This is a genomic window from Neobacillus muris (assembly GCF_943193175.1).
Lineage (GTDB): Bacteria > Bacillota > Bacilli > Bacillales > Cytobacillaceae > Neobacillus > Neobacillus muris.
In genome coordinates, this window is record NZ_CALPDF010000027.1 from 1 (window position 1) to 17113 (window position 17113).

13 protein-coding genes and 1 pseudogene are annotated in these 17113 nt (G+C 41.0%); 12 read left to right on the top strand and 2 right to left on the bottom strand.

The annotated features are described in order from the left end of the window. Positions 1-556 precede the first annotated feature (556 nt). The 8 genes from NFS43_RS16195 to NFS43_RS16230 all read left to right on the top strand — a co-directional run bounded on the left by NFS43_RS16195 (position 557) and on the right by NFS43_RS16230 (position 12623). Positions 557-1117, top strand: a complete 561-nt coding sequence (locus NFS43_RS16195; RefSeq protein ID WP_251553787.1) for a hypothetical protein — start codon at positions 557-559, stop codon at positions 1115-1117. A 116-nt stretch (positions 1118-1233) separates the two neighbouring features. Beyond that, positions 1234-1683 (top strand): SRPBCC family protein, encoded by a 450-nt coding sequence (locus NFS43_RS16200; RefSeq protein WP_251553788.1) that lies wholly within the window; start codon positions 1234-1236, stop codon positions 1681-1683. 175 nt (positions 1684-1858) lie between these two features. Then, a complete protein-coding gene (locus tag NFS43_RS16205) occupies positions 1859-2983 on the top strand; it encodes a cadherin-like beta sandwich domain-containing protein (protein ID WP_251553789.1) in 1125 nt (374 codons plus the stop codon). Positions 2984-3154: 171 nt separating this feature from the next. Further along, on the top strand, positions 3155-5917 hold the full coding sequence (gene ppc, locus NFS43_RS16210; RefSeq protein WP_251553790.1) for a phosphoenolpyruvate carboxylase: 2763 nt from the start codon (positions 3155-3157) through the stop codon (positions 5915-5917). Positions 5918-6152: 235 nt separating this feature from the next. Continuing rightward, entirely contained in the window at positions 6153-8750 is a 2598-nt protein-coding gene (gene adhE, locus NFS43_RS16215; protein WP_251553791.1) for a bifunctional acetaldehyde-CoA/alcohol dehydrogenase, read from the top strand. Positions 8751-9094: 344 nt separating this feature from the next. Further along, a complete protein-coding gene (locus tag NFS43_RS16220) occupies positions 9095-10723 on the top strand; it encodes a long-chain-fatty-acid--CoA ligase (protein WP_251553792.1) in 1629 nt (542 codons plus the stop codon). Between the two features lie 86 nt (positions 10724-10809). Then, positions 10810-11541 carry a hypothetical protein gene (locus NFS43_RS16225; RefSeq protein ID WP_251553793.1) on the top strand — a complete coding sequence of 244 codons (732 nt, stop codon included), beginning with the start codon at positions 10810-10812 and terminating at the stop codon, positions 11539-11541. Positions 11542-11555: 14 nt separating this feature from the next. Beyond that, a complete protein-coding gene (locus NFS43_RS16230; protein WP_251553794.1) occupies positions 11556-12623 on the top strand; it encodes an alpha/beta fold hydrolase in 1068 nt (355 codons plus the stop codon). A 52-nt stretch (positions 12624-12675) separates the two neighbouring features. Here the strand turns inward: NFS43_RS16230 and NFS43_RS16235 are convergent, their stop codons facing one another. Further along, a complete protein-coding gene (locus NFS43_RS16235) occupies positions 12676-13458 on the bottom strand; it encodes an alpha/beta fold hydrolase (protein ID WP_251553795.1) in 783 nt (260 codons plus the stop codon). Positions 13459-13600: 142 nt separating this feature from the next. Here NFS43_RS16235 and phaQ point away from each other — a divergent pair, with 142 nt between their 5' ends. The 4 genes and pseudogenes from phaQ to NFS43_RS16255 all read left to right on the top strand — a co-directional run. Next, on the top strand, positions 13601-14038 hold the full coding sequence (phaQ, locus tag NFS43_RS16240) for a poly-beta-hydroxybutyrate-responsive repressor (protein ID WP_251553796.1): 438 nt from the start codon (positions 13601-13603) through the stop codon (positions 14036-14038). Beyond that, positions 14019-14618, top strand: coding sequence for a hypothetical protein (locus NFS43_RS16245; RefSeq protein ID WP_251553797.1), 600 nt, complete (start codon positions 14019-14021; stop codon positions 14616-14618). The genes phaQ and NFS43_RS16245 overlap by 20 nt, the downstream gene beginning before the upstream one ends. A gap of 302 nt (positions 14619-14920) precedes the next feature. Next, positions 14921-15016, top strand: coding sequence for a YjcZ family sporulation protein (locus tag NFS43_RS16250; protein ID WP_074433023.1), 96 nt, complete (start codon positions 14921-14923; stop codon positions 15014-15016). 93 nt (positions 15017-15109) lie between these two features. Then, a pseudogene (locus tag NFS43_RS16255) lies at positions 15110-15184 on the top strand (YjcZ family sporulation protein); the annotation flags it as partial. Positions 15185-15299: 115 nt separating this feature from the next. On the opposite strand, the gene NFS43_RS16260 reads toward NFS43_RS16255, so the two are convergent. After that, positions 15300-17042: an AAA family ATPase gene (locus NFS43_RS16260; protein ID WP_251553798.1), complete on the bottom strand. Its 1743-nt coding sequence runs from the start codon at positions 17040-17042 to the stop codon at positions 15300-15302. Between the last annotated feature and the right edge of the window lie 71 nt (positions 17043-17113).

The window sequence follows — 17113 nt, forward strand, 5'->3', positions numbered from 1 at the left end:
CGATTTAGTTAAACGATTTAACCTTACCTTTTCCTTGTGCTCCTCCCACACATGTCGTGTTACAGGAACCAACTTATTTAATGGATACAAATTCAAATTCGGTTTGGGAGGACCCTTAGTGTGTAGGATACATATTGATTAAAGTTAGGTTGATTGGAGCGGAAGGCGCGAAGACTCCTGCGCAAATCAACCGACAATTCGGATAGACAACTATTAATAAATTATACTATATTAACGCGGTGAATTAATGAAGAATAAAGATAAAATAAAAGCTGCCGAAGGTTTTTCGACAGCCTAACCATCTTATGATGGTTTTTTTTGAAAAATTTTTAAATTTTTCAAAAATAGAATCTCGTAGATGGATAAATTATCCTATAATAAAAGAAACAGTTTCTTTGATAAAGTTTGCAGGCTTATAAGCTATAAGTCTATGGTCTTAGAAGAATTTAATTCTCGAGATTGTTCCTTCTTACTTGATATTGAGGAAGAATAAGGTAAAGGGAATTCGATTCGTGCAATCCTCCCAATTGAAAAGGTGGTTACAGGGGGCTTTCAAATGAATAGAAAAGTGTATATCCTTTTAACAGATACTGGAACAGTTTTCACAAAAGTAATTAAGCTTTACACAAGGAAACCTTATAATCATGCTTCATTAGTCCTGGATGAACAGTTTGATTTAGTGTATAGCTTTGGCAGAAAAAATCCAAAAAATCCCTTCCTTGGAGGGTTTGTAAGAGAAGATCTACGGGGCAGTCTGTTTAAGAACGCGGACTGTGCTATTTATTGTTTAAATTTGAATGAAACACAATTTCACCGAATGGTGAATAAAATTAAGGAAATAGAACAGCGAAAAAATAAATACAGGTATAACCTTCTCGGTTTAATTGCAGTGATGCTGAATGTGGAGTTGAATCGCAAGAATGCCTATTTCTGTTCCCATTTTGTTGCTTCCGTTTTAGAAGAATCAGGAGTCAGAATAAACCGGCAAAAGCCGCTTTCACTTGTAACTCCCCAAGATATTAAGAACTGTCCTTCCTTGGAATTTATCTATGAAGGGAAATTGTCAGCTTACTTTGAGTATCCCGAAACCAGCATAAACATTCTTCAAATGTCATAGAAGCATTCCGCCAGATATATATCTTCTACAATTACCTGCTCCATCATATACCTTTAAAGAAGAGGCTGACCTTATGTAAGTCATCCTTTTTTACTTCTGAAGGAAAGAGGGAAGCTATGCCAACCGGAAAACATCAAGTAGAAATCAATGTGCCGATTGATGTGATATGGGATTTTGTGAAGGATATTGATAATTGGGCGCCGCTCGTTCCAAACTATATAGCCCATGAAAAATTATCGGACCGTACATCGACATGGGAATTTAAAAGCGAAATCGGAATCTTGAAAAAGAAAATTAGTTTGGTGATTGACATAAAAGAGTGGATTGAACCAACCAAGGTCTATTTTACGTTAAAGGGCCAAAGCGAAAAATATTTTGGAGAGGGATATTTTGAAGCGAAAGCGATCAATCACACAAAGACAAAATTAACTGGATTTCTAGAAGTTAACGTTAATGGAAAGCTAGGGTCAGCGGTAAATTCAAAACTGGAATCCGCTTTACCGGAAGCAGTTGAAGAAATGGCTATTGCGATATCATCAAAACTGTTGGAACTAATCAGGAAATAACCTTGTCTTTAGCGGGGATGACTAGTGTGCTTAGGTGTCACACCGGCCAGGGTTTAGTCATTCTCGTTTTTTTATATATGGAAGCCTCCAAAAATTAAGAAAAAGTTAAGCATTTGGTGATAGTGTATAGTTAAAATCTGCTATCCCACAGATAGTAAGCAGGAGGCGGGGAATCATGTTTGCCAAAATGGAGAAAAAAGGAGCGGCATTCCTATTTGCTGTGATGCTGATTGGTATGGGTCCTTTATCATCTATACCGACCGTACATGCAGAAAGTGCTGCAGAATCCGAAGAGGGACAAACAGCCAATACGTTGTCAACTTTAAAAATAGAGGGAATAGAGCTCGATCAGCCTTTCTCTCCGAGCGAAACCCAATATTCGGCTGCAGTGGAGAGCCAAGTCAGTTCGATTAGTCTGCTTGTGGAAAGTACAAGCCCAAACGCTTCCATAACGATTAATGGCAGCCCAGTCATTAGTGGAACAAATTCTGATTACCAACTGAAAACCGGGAAAAACCTTTTTACTATTACCGTTAGTGACAGCAGTCATCCCACAGTGACATATCAGCTGACTGTAACAAGGGAAAAAAGCAGCAATAATCTGCTTCAAAATATTAGCCTTTCAACAGGAGAACTGTCACCAAGCTTTTCAGCGGAGATAACAAATTATACAGCTCAAGTAGCAAATGAAAATTCTACGATTACCATTAAGCCAAAAGCCGTTGAAGCAAGTGCAACAGTTGAGATAAATGGGAAAACAGTGCAGGAAGCCGGGGTGTCAGTTAACCTTCCGGTGGGCACCACCCCTATATCTATTGTCGTGACAGCAGAAAATGGCGAACAAAAGGCCTATACGATATCGGTTACACGAGCCTCAGGCAGCACAAGCAAACCATCTGCTGGCCTCTCTGCAGAAAGAAACAGTTCAATGCCAGCGGCCAGTGCCTTACTTAGGTCGGGCACTCAGTCAAATGGTGCCGAAGCAAGCGGGGCAGATAAAACTTCCATTGAAACGGAGAAAGCAAGTTACGCGAAATTATCCGGCTTGTCAGTTTCTGAAGGAACATGGGACAGTGAGTTTTCTCCAGACGAGTATACCTATCATATCAGCGTTTCTAGTGACTTGAATACTGTCACCATTAATCCTCTAGCTGCATATAGCAGCTCATCGATCCAAATTGAAGGAGGAACAAGCCAAACAGTCCAGCTTAATGAAAACAAAAAAACCATCATTTCTATTGTTGTAAATTATAGTGATGACGACCGGAAAACCTATGTCCTTGTATTCGATAAAAATTAACGTAAGGAATACACTAAAACCCGCAGAAGGCGGGTTTTTTCATCATATTTTATGAATCGTTAAAACTTTTTTCAGAATAATAAGCAATTTTTTTTAACATTGCTCTTTAAATATGATATATTAATATTTAAAAATTTAAAGAATTTTTTGGACAAAGGGGAAGGTGAAAGAATGGCAGCAGTAGAAACTACAAATGACAGCAGTCTTCCATTGCGACGAGATGTGAAGTTATTAGGGAAAATGCTAGGGGAAATATTAATTAATCATGGCGGAACTGAGTTATTTGAAAAAGTAGAAAAGATCAGGCTTATGTGCAAGTCACTTAGGACACACTTTGACAAGGAAATATACTCTTCACTAAAAGAAGAAATTACAACGCTCACCCCTCCATTACGGGAACAAGTCATTCGGGCGTTTTCCATGTATTTTCATTTAATCAACGCTGCCGAACAAAATCATCGAATCAGACGGCGGAGGCAGTATCAGCTTCAAGCTGATACGAACGTTCAGCCTGGATCTATTGAGAGCGCTATTTTATCTCTAAAGGATAACCATCTGCCTGAAGATACAATCCAAAATATACTGAATACTTTATCGCTTGAGCTGGTTATTACGGCGCATCCAACTGAAGCAACCAAACGGTCCATTCTTGAAATTCAAAAAAGGATAGCTGATAGTCTTAAAACCCTTGACCACCCATTGCTTTCAAGAAGAGAAAGGAAAAAGCTGGAGGACAGCCTATTTAATGATGTCGCTATTTTATGGCAGACAGATGAACTGCGTCAGAAAAAACCTACAGTTATGGACGAGGTAAGAAATGGACTGTACTATTTTGACGAGACCCTTTTTGATGTCCTCCCGGAGGTTCATCAGGAGGTAGCTGAATGTTTGGAGAAAAATTATCCTGATACCGAATGGAAGGTGCCTAACTTTCTAAGATTTGGTTCTTGGATTGGCGGGGACCGTGATGGCAATCCGAATGTCACCCGTGAGGTAACATGGGAGACCTTAATCAGGCAGCGGAGGCTTGTTCTGAAGAAATATAAACAAGTATTAGTTGAATTAATGAAAAGATACAGCCATTCGACAACAAGAGTCAAGGTAAGTGAAGAACTTTTAACATTTCTTGCGGAGAAGGAAGACCTTTATTTGCCACCTGAGAAAAAGTGGCCGAATCAATCAGAGGTATACCGACGGGCATTTGCCATTATCTTGGAACGGATTAAGCAGATAGGCAGCACTGGGACTGGCTATCGATCTGCAGAGGAATTATTAGAAGACTTGTATTTGATCAAACGGAGTTTAAAAAGGCATCATCCGTCTGCACATGAATTGAAAATTATCCAAAAATTGATCCGTCAAGTAAATTTGTTTGGCTTCCATTTAGCCACTCTTGATATAAGGAACCATAGTGGGGAACACGAGGCAGCCATTAGTGAAATCCTGAAGAAAGTAGGTATCACTGATAATTATGCGGCCCTTTCGGAGGAAGAAAAATCTAGCACTTTGATAAATATTTTGTCCGATCCGCGGCCATTACTGTTATTAAATGAAGACTATTCACCAGAAACGCAAGAAATGATTAAAGTTTTTCAAACGATTAAAAAAGCCCATGAGGAATTTGGAAAACGCTCGATTTCAGTTTATCTGGTGAGCATGACGAAATCCCCAAGTGATCTCCTCGAGGTGCTGGTATTAGCAAAGGAGGCAGGACTATATCGGCTTCATGCTGATGGGAATCTGGAAAGTCATTTGCACGTTGCGCCATTGCTAGAAACAATCGATGATTTAACCTCCGGACCTAAAATCATGGAAACGCTGTTTAATATGCCTGTCTACCGTGAGCATTTGAAAATAATGGGGGACCAGCAGGAAATAATGCTTGGCTATTCAGACGGAAGCAAAGATGGCGGTACTTTGACAGCAAACTGGAAGCTCTATAAAGCCCAGATAGAAATTCATGATATGGCCAAGCAGTACGGAATCGGCTTGAAATTTTTCCATGGCCGGGGCGGTTCTTTTGGCCGGGGCGGAGGTCCATTAAATAAAAGTATCCTGTCCCAGCCAGTTGAAACCATTGGCGATGGAGTGAAAATCACTGAACAGGGTGAAGTTCTTTCTGCCCGGTATTTGCTAGAGGATATCGCGTATCGCAGTTTAGAACAGGCCACCTCCACGTTGATCTTAACTGCCGCTCATGTTTCAAATGAAGGGGAGTCTAAGCAGCTGAGAGAACAGGAATGGGAAGAAGCGATGGAGCAAATATCAGCAGAGGCATTGGCAAAATACCAATCGCTTGTGTTTCATGATCCTGATTTCCTAACTTATTTTCAACAAGCGACACCATTACAGGAGCTGGGAGAATTAAATATAGGTTCAAGACCGATGAGCCGAAAAAATAGGAATCGATTTGAAGATTTGCGGGCCATTCCATGGGTGTTTGCTTGGACACAAAGCCGCCAGCTCCTTCCAGGCTGGTTTGCAGCCGGAACGGGACTGCAAGGCTTTGCGTCGAAAAGTGGGCAAAACTTAAAACTGCTCCAGCAAATGTACGAAAAATGGCCGTTTTTTCAGGCAACGATTGATAATCTGCAAATGGCTCTCATGAAAGCGGATATTACAACGGCCAGAGAATATGTAACCCTTGTGGAAGATCAGGCCATTGCACAACGGATCTTTACGAATATTTTAGAAGAGTATGAACGGACAAAAGATATATTGCTGCAAATAACCGGTGATACAGAACTGTTGGATCATACTCCTAATATTAAGGATTCTGTTTTTAGAAGAAATCCATATGTTGATCCATTAAACTTTTTACAGGTTGAGCTCATTAAACAATTCAGAGAGCAGGACAATTTGGATGAATCAATGTTAACAGAAGTCTTATTGACCATTAGCGGCATTTCTGCGGGATTGCGCAATACGGGCTGATTCAAAACGCCATAAACTCTTAGAAACGGAGTTTATGGCGTTTTTTATTTTGTTTTTGTGCTATGAGGGCTGGTGATTTTGAAACTTTTATGAACAATTCAAAAATGAATGGTTATTCATTCATTTTTGCGCGCAATTCGACAAAATTCAATAAAACATCGTGATATAGTTCTTTCCAAGAGCGGACAGGAGTTTTATGTGAATTCCTGCACAAGAAACATGGGAGGGATGGCAAGTGGCTGTAAAAGAAAAAACAGTCTATGATAACCAGCAATTATCCGATATGATAGATCAACTTGCTGGCAATAGTTCAAGGGCGTTGGAGGAATTTCGCTGTTATAATCAGCAAATGGTTGATGATATTGTCAAACAAGTGGCGATTAAAGCATTGGAGCATCATAAATATCTGGCAAAATTGGCGGTGGAAGAAACAGGAAGGGGAGTTTATGAGGATAAGATTTTTAAAAATATGTTTGCAATAGAGTGTATCTATAACAATTTACGGAATATGAAAACGGTGGGAGTCATTCATGAAAATGAAAATGAGGGGTTTATTGAAATTGCCGAACCAGTTGGAGTGATCGCCGGCATAATTCCAATAACGAATCCAACTTCGACCGTTATTTTTAAAACCTTACTATCATTAAAAACCCGAAACCCAATTATCTTTGCGTTTCCCCGCTATGCGCAAAAATGCTGTGCGGCAGCAGCCGAACTGCTGCGGGAAGCAGCCGCTAAGGCAGGTGCTCCTGAGCACTCAATCCAATGGATTGAATCGCCTTCCCATGAAGCATTTCAGCTATTAATGAAGCACCCTAAGGTATCGCTTATTTTAGCAACAGGCGGCCCTAATCTGGTGAAAGCGGCATATAGCTCCGGAAAACCAGCACTGGGTGTGGGGGCAGGCAATGTTCCGTGTTATATCGAAAAAACCGCCAATATCAAACGTGCCGTGAATGATCTGATCCTGTCCAAAACGTTTGATAATGGAATGATTTGCGCTTCTGAGCAAGCACTGATTATTGACCAGGAAATCTATCACGAAGTAAAACAGGAATTAATTGCTAATGGCTGTTATTTTCTCAAGGAACAAGAAAAACAAATGGTGGAAAAACTTGCTATAGATCCTAAACATCATGCCCTTAACCCGATGATTGTCGGTCTTTCTGCCTGGCAAATAGCAAAAATGGCAGGAGTGAAGGTTCCTGCAAATACAAAAATTTTAATCGCCGAGTTACAAGGTGTTGGGCCGGACTATCCGTTATCCTGTGAAAAATTGAGCCCGATCTTGGCGTGCTACAAGGTTGATAGTTTGGCCAAAGGACTGATGATTGCAGAGGAAACGCTAGAATATGGCGGACTGGGCCATTCAGCAGCCATCCATTCATCGAACCAGGATGCGATTGATACATTTTCTATTCGGATGAAAGCGGGCCGCATTATTGTTAATACCCCATCCACCCACGGGGCTATCGGAGATATTTACAATACATCCGTGCCATCCTTAACAATAGGATGCGGTACGTATGGAGGAAATTCGGTGTCACAAAATGTTGGAGCAGCCAATTTAATCAATATTAAAAAAGTGGCTAAGAGAAGAGTGATGACACAATGGTTTAAGGTTCCATCACAAATTTTCTTTGAAAAAAACTCAGTTCAGACGCTTGCGGCCATTACAGGAATTTCACGAGCCTTTATTGTGACAAGTGAAAGCAGCCTAAAACACGGTTATGTTGATAAAGTTTTATATTATTTAAAAAAGAATTCAGCTGCAATCCGAACGGAAATTTTTTCAAATGTAGTACCAGAACCTTGTATAGATACGGTAATGGCAGGTGCCAATCAAATGATCAAGTTTCAGCCGGATCTGATTATCGCCCTTGGAGGAGGTTCTGTCATCGATGCGGCCAAGGCGATGTGGCTGTTTTATGAGCACCCGGACACGGAGTTTCAAAGTCTCACACAAAAATTCTTTGATCCTGCGAAGCGGGTCGTGTGTTTTCCAGAACTAAGGAAAAAAGCAAGGCTGCTTGCCATTCCGACCACTTCCGGAACTGGTTCTGAGGTAACTTCTTTTTCTGTTATTACGAATAAACAAGAAAATATCAAGCATCCGCTGGCAGACAGCCAGCTGACGCCAGATATAGCCATTATTGATCCGCAATTTGCCATGACAGTTCCTAAATCGGTCACTGCGGACACAGGAATGGATGTGTTAACACACGCGATTGAAGCGTATGTGTCGGTACTTGCAAATGACTATACAGATGGGTTGGCATTAAAGGCGATACAGCTGGTGTTTCGCTATCTGCCTCGGGCCTATCGGGATGGAGGGGATGAACAGGCCCGCGAAAAAATGCATAATGCTTCTGCTATTGCGGGTATGGCATTTGCCAATTCATTTCTTGGAATTAACCACAGTTTGGCCCATGTTCTGGGTGCCGAATTTAATATGCCGCACGGGAGGGCAAACGCCATCATGCTGCCGCATGTCATTCGCTTTAATGCCAAAAAACCTGATAAATTTATGACATTCCCTAAATATGAGTCCTTTATTGCCGATGAACGGTATGCCGAAATTGCCAGTATGCTTGGACTGCCTGCCCAGACAACTGAGGAAGGGGTGGAAAGCTTAAGCAAAGCAGTATATGAGCTTACAAAAGAGTTGGATATGCCAACAAGTATTTCCAAAGCTGGTGTAAGCCGGCATGAGTTTGAAGCCAAAGTGGATCTGCTTGCAGAGCGGGCCTTTCATGATCAGGATACCATGGCTAATCCAAAAATGCCTTTGGTTCGAGAACTGGCAGATCTTTTCCGTCTAGCCTATCAATAACTATGATTCCCTTAGAGGCTAGGAAACACTATTTCTACTATAAAAAATATCTATATAAACAATTGTTTAATTTCAATATGGCATTAAATATCGAATATTTTGTGAACAACAGAGCAAATGCTCAAACAAAATATTCTAATGCTGGAGATTCTTGTGGTGATTTGTCGATTATCTGATTATGCTAAGTAAAAAATGTAAATAGTGGCAAAAACCTGTCGATAACCGTTCATTTACAAAACCCTCTTTTAAAACAATAATTTAAGTGGTTACAAGATCTTCCAAGTTTGTGTAGAGAAGGAAATGATTCTCTAAATTGACTGGAGAAAAATTAGGAGGGGAAAAGTGTGGTGTACCAGAAAAAACCATGGCTAAAGTTTTATGACCCTAGAATTAGTGAGCATGTATCGATTGAGTATGATTCATTATTTGACTTATTAAGACAGGCTGCAAATATTCATGGTGATCATCCGGCTCTCACATTTTATGGAAAGTCTTGGAGCTATCATGAAACAAAAATGTTGTCTGACATGCTCGCAGCTTCTCTTTACCGTGTTGGATTTCAAAAGGGTGACAGGCTGGCAATCATGCTGCCAAACTGTCCCCAATACATTTTTAGTCTATTTGCCGCATTCCGATTAGGCGGTATAGCGGTTCAGGTCAACCCCATGTATGTGGAACGGGAAATCGAATATGTGCTCAATGATTCTGAGGCTGAGTATATGGTTGTATTTGAGGCCTTCTATCATAGAGTTAAACAGGTCCAGCCAAAAACATCCTTAAAGCGAATCATCGTGATCGGGTTTGGAGGAGATAAACGGCCATTAAGCGCCGGTGACCTTTATCTTGAAGACTTTCTAACCTATGATAATGTGATTCCGGAAATCTCTATCAATATTGCTGAAGATGTAGCGCTGCTGCAATATACTGGAGGGACAACGGGGATATCTAAGGGAGTTATGTTAACCCACTACAACCTGCTTGCCAATATTATTCAAGTATGTGATTTTACTTACAATGCGGTCGATGAAAAGCCGGAAAACTTTAAAATTATCAGTGTCCTTCCGATGTTTCACGTTTATGGACTTTCCTGCAATGCATTATCAGCCATTCGAATCGGATGTAATCAACTCATTCTCCCCCGGTTTGAAGTAAATGAACTTTTGGAGCTAATTAAACGGGAGAAACCGTTTCAGTTAACAGTGGTTCCAACAATGATCTTTGCCCTTAATAGCCATCAGCAATTGGAAGAGAGCAATATTGGAGATATTTTCTTTTTAAGCAGCGGTGGTGCCCCGCTCCCCGTTGAGCAGGTTAAAGTATTTGAAAGGAGATCGGGGATTCGGCTATCTGATGGGTATGGGCTTTCTGAAACGGCTCCATCCGCCATTTCTACTCCGCCATTTCTTCCAAGAAAATTGGGAAGTGTGGGCATACCTCTGCCCGGAACAGAAGCAAGAATCGTCAAGGAAACTTCGGACGGTTTTGAAGATGTGCCGGTAGGAGAAGCGGGCGAACTGATTCTTAGAGGGCCACAGGTCATGAAAGGCTATTGGAAACGTCCCGGAGATACTGAAATGGTCTTGAAGGATGGGTGGCTGTTTACAGGAGATATTGCAAAAATGGATGAAGACGGATATTTTTACATTTTAGACCGGAAAAAAGACATGATTGTTGCAAGCGGTTACAATGTGTATCCGCGAGAAGTGGAAGAAGTTTTGTACCAGCATCCAGCTATTGAAGAGGCTATAGTGATTGGTGTGCCAGATTCCTACAGAGGAGAAACAGTTAAGGCGTTTGTTAAGTTGAGGCCCGGAATGACGGCGGATCCGGATAAGCTTATTGAATTTGCTAAAATAAACCTCGCTCCTTATAAAGTTCCTAAGGAAATTGAAATCCTGGATGAACTGCCAAAATCCTCAGTTGGAAAACTGCTTAGAAGGATGATGAGGAAGGAGGAAGAAAGAGTCCATTGAGCGGGAATGAAACATAAGGTGTAACATTGGAAAAATTTAATGAAACAGAATAACTAACGCAGTCCTGTGATTAGGGGGGAGATTAGATGACAAAAGAAAAAGCGTTTGATCCATTCGAAGGCTATAAACGAATGGCGGAAATATGGGAAAAACAAATGAATGGTTTCCTGTATATGCTGACGGATAACCGTGAAACTGTCCGGTTAATGAAAGCTGGTTTGAATGCGCATTCAAACTATATGGAGATTTTGCGGAAAAATCAAGAATTGATGGCAGGCTTTCTCAACATACCAACGAAAAAGGATGTGGCGAATGTTGCAAAGCTATCTATTCAAGCAGAAGAAAAAATGGATCTTCTGGAGGAACAAGTATGGAATCTCCAGGATAGCCTAGGGCAGCTAAATCAAGAAAATGTTGAATTGCTTAAAGAGGCAGTAATGAATATTCAACAAATGAACACTGAATTAAAAAAAGCTTCCATCCATATGGAAGAAACCAGAAAAATGAATGCAGAGCTGCAGGAGCTTAGGAAAGGGCTTGTAGATATCAAAATTATTCAGGTCAATCTTCAAGAACTGCGGAAAGAAATTGACAGTCTTAAAAGTATCAAAACAGACTTAAAACACTTGAAAGCCAGTAAGGAACTTGCTCAAATCCAAAATGAGATTAGGGAGTTAAAAGAAGAAGCGGTACAACTTTCCGATATCAAAGCAGAACTGGCTGAAGTGAAAAAATCGATTCAGGCAGAACAAGACAATGAAATTAAAATGGACAAAGAACTGGTGCTATCATCCGCCGGTCCCTCCAAAGGAGAATGAAAGGGGAATAATGCATGGATGCAAAAGCACTTGGAGCGCGGTTTATTCCACAATTTGATTTAGAAAAGGAAACAAAAAGGTGGAATCAAGTTGTAAGAATTATTCTTGAGCCCAAACCGGATATCATACCAACTCCGAGACAAAGCATCTGGAAAAAAAATAAGTCAACCTTATGGTATCACCCGGCTAAGAATAAGAAATATCCAATTCCTGTTTTAATGGTCTATTCGCTTTTAAATAAGCCCTATATATTAGATGCAGGACCAGGCAGCAGCGTAGTAGGCGGGCTAACAGAGCGTGGATATGATGTATACCTTTTTGATTGGGGCTCTCCTGGTTTAGAAGACAGTGATACGACGCTGGATGTTTACATTATAGAGTATTTGGAAGCCGCAATTAAGAGGGCAATCCGCCATTCTGGGCAAAAGGGAATCTCTTTGCTTGGCTATTGCCTGGGGGGAACCATTTCAGCCATTCTTACATCGATTACTGACGTGCCAATCAAAAATTTAATTTTAGCGGCGGTTCCTATTGACTTCAGTATCGGGATTGTTCCCGATAAGTGGCTGGAAGGCTTGCAGAATGGAGAAATGGACTTTAACCGGTTTGCAGATGCCTATGGAACCATACCATCTGAATTTATGTATTTGATGTTCCGGATGCTGTCTCCTGTTTATAATAGCCCCATGGTCAATTTGGTTACCCGGGCATATGATGACGAGTATGTTGAAAAGTGGAGGAGGATGGATAAATGGACGAAGGACACTGCATCTTTTGCGGGTGCCGCCTTCAAGCAAATGTTTCATGATCTTTATAAAGAAAACAAACTATTGAAAGGGGAATTAGTCATCGGCGGCAGACAGGCAGTTCTTTCGCAAATTCAATGCCCGCTGTTCGTTTTCTCCTGCTCACGTGATACACTCGTTTTGGAGCAGCAAAGTTTGCCGATAATGGATATGGCAGGAAGTTTAGATAAAACCTATCAGGTCTTTGAAGGCGGTCATGTTTCACTTGCATTGACAGGGAAATTTGCTGAATTTGCCGATCAATGGCTTAGTACACGTTCACTCTCCGAAAAATGATCCAATTAGCACCGAGAAGGAGTGCATAATCCTTTCCCGGTGCTTGTGCTTTTTACCCCGCGACAGCCTGCTGGCCTAAAAAGGAACGCAATAAGAGATTGAAATGGTCTTTTGCCTCCAGCTTGGCGAGATGGCCTGTGTTCCTGATAATGACAAATTTAGAATGAGGGATCTGTTTGTGCATGCATGCCTGAATCCATACTGGTAAAACAGAATCATATTGGCCGCCAATAATTAATGTGGGAATCTTTATTTTTCTTAATAAAGATAAATTGTTGACTTCGAGGCAGGATTTAAGCGAATTGATAAAAATATCCTGTTTCGGCCGAAACAACTGATTAAAGTTTGATACCGTTTCATCATTCCAAGAGTAAAGTGCCATTCTGGCTAAATATTCCGTTTGTTTGCCTGTAGAGCTTAGGGCTTCAAATTTGGCTTTTCTGTTTTCAAACAGCCACTTTTTAAATTTCTTAGGGAAGTAATGAAATGAGCTTGCTAAAATGAGAGAACGGCAGATTGAGGGCGACTGGCGGTAGATTTCTTGTGCAACGGCTCCACCCATTGACAGGCCAAGAATGTGAGTATTTTTAATGTTTAGTTCGTTCAATAATAGAATAATGTCAGCGGCAAAGTTTTGAATGGTAATCCCTTCCGTTTTGTTGCACTCTCCGTGCCCGCGTAAATCAGGGATGATGAGTTCGAAATATTGAGACAATTCAAATTGATGGATCCACCCTTCCTTGATTTCACCTAAACCATGGATCAACACGAACGGTTCGCCTTTTCCAAACCGCAAATAAGGAATTCCCGTTTTACTTATTTTTGCTTCGATCATTTTACACCACCTTTTCATTTTTTTTAGTTTATTACCAAAAAGGAACATTTGTAAAGATTTAACTGGAATAGTAATATTTATTTAAATGTTTGACATATATTACCTATAGGTGTAAAATACATATAGGTGAGGTGATAAAGATATGGTAAACGAAGATAACCAATCGGTTAATCCATCAAAAAATATTGTCCTGCCATTTATTTTATTGCTTCTTAGCAGGGTTTCCCTTCACGGGTACGAGCTTATCCAAAAACTCGAGTCTTTTGGCTTTAAAACCCTTGACCAAGGAAATTTGTACAGAATGTTAAGAAAGTTGGAAAAAGATGAGCTGGTTTTATCAGAGTGGGATACAACTGGAACAGGACCGGCCAAACGAAAGTACTTCATTACAAAAGCTGGGATGAGATACTTAAAAGGGTATGCGAATCAATTAGAAACTTATCAATCATTGCTTGATCAATTCTTTAACATGTATACCAGCGTCCTTGAGCTCTATATCCCTTCATTTCAAAAGAAGGATTCAATAGAGAAAGTAAATAATAATAAGGGGAGGATTGAAGATGGCACAGAAGAAGAATGATACAGCACCTGCTGCTGAGGACATAACAAATCCTGCAGTAGAAGAGGTTAATTCCGCAAATTCTTTTGTAAACACTTTATGGGATCAATACGAGCTTTCTCGTGAACGGGCGGAAAAGCTTCGTGAAAACAGGGAAGAAGCTTATCTCAATACGATTAGGGAAGTGGCTAAATTCAACAAGCAGTACCGAAAAACTATTTCATCCCTGTATCAGCAAACGAAAAAGACGAACAAGGAAATTGCCAATGAAGTCATGCAGCGAATCGGCCGAGGGAATGAAGAAGTACAAGATGAACCTGCACGAGCAAGCAGCCGAGAGGCACTTAAGAAACAGCTTGAGGAGGTTTCTGGACAAATAGAGAAATTGGCCCTGACACCAATTAAATCTGTTTTCCAAATTGCCGACCAAATAGAGGAGAATTTAGAGAAGACAATTGAATCTAATCTGGAGTTCTCCCGCCAGCGCAGGAGCGCCTGGAAACAAGTGAGAAAAGAGTATGTCCAGCTTGCAAGAGATATGCATTTAAGTCTTGTCGATCGCGGTATTAATGGGGTTAAAGGACTTGTAAAAACTAAATAACTATATATTGCATCTTAGGGGTATGAGCATCTTGTATCATCTAATATATAAAAAAATACAATAACCACAATCTCTTTCAGGCAGGAGGTTGTGGTTTTTTTTGTTTTTGGATTTAACGGCCGGCGGCAGAAACAACACCCAAAAAAGGTTTAAGGGGGACATTCCATTTTTATGAACAAAGCCTTCATCATAAGAATGGGCTTAGCCATTTTAAGAAAAGCACTGAATAGGGATATATGTCTATTGCACATCAGGATATAGGTGAATAGGATATATTGAATTCGAAAAAGGAGGTATGGTATATGTCTGGAGCAGCAGGCGGATATGGCGCAGGATTTGCCCTGATTGTCGTTTTGTTTATTTTACTAATTATCGTTGGGGCAGCTTGGGTTTATTAAAAATATAAAAAAATAAAAGGAGGTAATGATATGTTTGGATATGGCGGCTTCGGTGGTTACGGCTTTGGCGGCTGCTGCGGCGGCTTCGGTTCTGGATATAGCGGCTTTGTGCTAATTGTCGTACTATTCATCCTATTAATCATTGTAGGTGCAGCTTGCTACTATTAATTTACAAATAAAACTTTAAATATTTCTAAATGGGGCCAGACCTTAAAAAAACTCCCTAGGATCTTTGGAAAAGTAAGTCCTAGGGAGTTTGCGGGGATCTGACCCCTTGATCTTGTTAAGCAAATATGGCATGGGAAGTATGATCGTACTCTTTAGTTCCATGTACGATTTTTTCCACCTCGGATCCTTCTATCGTTTCTTTTTTTAATAATGCCTCAACTAATTGATGATGGACATGCTGATGGCTGTTGATTAAATTTTCCGCACGGTCTATGGCCCGTTCGAATAGCTCTTGCATCTTTTCTTCCTTATCAAGCTTTTTAAAAGTTAACGAAAAACTATCTTCGAGCATACCGATTTCAACCATTTGTTCAATAATTTGTTTTGCTTGCTGCACATCACCGCCAACCCCGATACTATGCTCGCCCAGGACAATCCTTTCTGCTGCACCGCCAGCTAAAATCATAGCAACCCGATCTAGCAAATCACTGGTTGTTGATAATTGCAGCTCCTTTGGAATCGGTGCTACATAGCCTAGTGCTTCACCACGCGGGATAATGGTTGCTTTTCGGACAGAGCCGGGTTTTGTTAATGTTGCGACGAGGGCATGGCCAGCTTCATGGATGGCAACCCTGCGCTTGGTATCTAGGTCTGTCAGGGCGCGGGAGGAGCTTCCAAGAATCGTCCGGTCGAGTGCATAATCTAAATCATCCTTTTGAATCCTATCGTGTCCATTTAAAACTGCCCGTCTGCTGGCTGTTTCAAACAAAGAATAAAGGTCTGCTCCAGAAAGACCTGATGTACTTTCTGCCAGACTATCGAGCGATGCTGCTGCATCGGGTGCCATCGCCTTGTCCTTTGTATGAATCTGAATAATTTCCAATCTTCCTTTTGTATCTGGAAGCGGCACATGAAAGGAAAAATCTATGCGCCCTGGACGGAGAAAGGCATCATCCAGCATGTCTTTTCTATTAGTGGCAGCGATAAATAGGATTCCATCATTCGAGATCCCGCCATCAAGCTGCACAAGGAGCTCTGTTAAAGTTTTTTCAGCTTCTTCACCGCCATGCGGTTTACGTTTTCCAGCTAGGGCATCCACTTCATCGATGAAAATGACAGAAGGGCGCTCTTTTCTGGCTGCATGAAATAAAGAACGGATTCGGCTCGCGCCGACACCGACAAATAATTCATTAAAGGATGAACCGCTCGCTGAAAAAAAGGAGGCATTCAATTCATGGGCAATCGCTTGGGCAAGCAGCGTTTTTCCTGTCCCTGGCGGACCATATAACAAAATGCCCTTTGGAGGGGAAATTCCTAATTTTCGTGCCCGCTCCGGTTCAGTGATAGTGGATAATGTCTGCAAAATTTCTTCTTTCATTTCCTCGCCGAGCCCGCCTACATCTTTTAAACTGATAGATGGGAGGGGGCGGGCTTGGCTGACACTATTTTTCATCGAACGAAGTCCGAAGCCGCCCTTGGATTTTTGCAGAAAAAATACGGCACAGGCGAGCAGGATCAAAACCCCGCCCATAATCCATTTGCCATAGCGGGTGCTGGATGAATAGCTATAATCAATATTGTATTTTTCTATTAAATTGTCAATCATTTGGCTGTTAGGCGGCAATTGGGAACTGTATTCTTTACCGCCAGCCGTTAAATAAATGCGGCCATCTTGATGTTCCGTTATGGAAACGGATTTTCCTTCCTGCTGTTGAATGATTTTCTCAACAGCGGAGAATGGAATGGTCTCTTCGTTCCTGGCTGTTGAGTAACTATACCAAACTATGCCTGAAATGATTACTATTAACGCTGTTACCAGCGGGATTAATTTTGCAGCCGATTTTTTGCTTCGGTTCATTTATGGAGCCTCCTTCATACAGAGTACTCCTCCATTATAAAAGGTTATCCAGAAAAATGGATATGGTAATC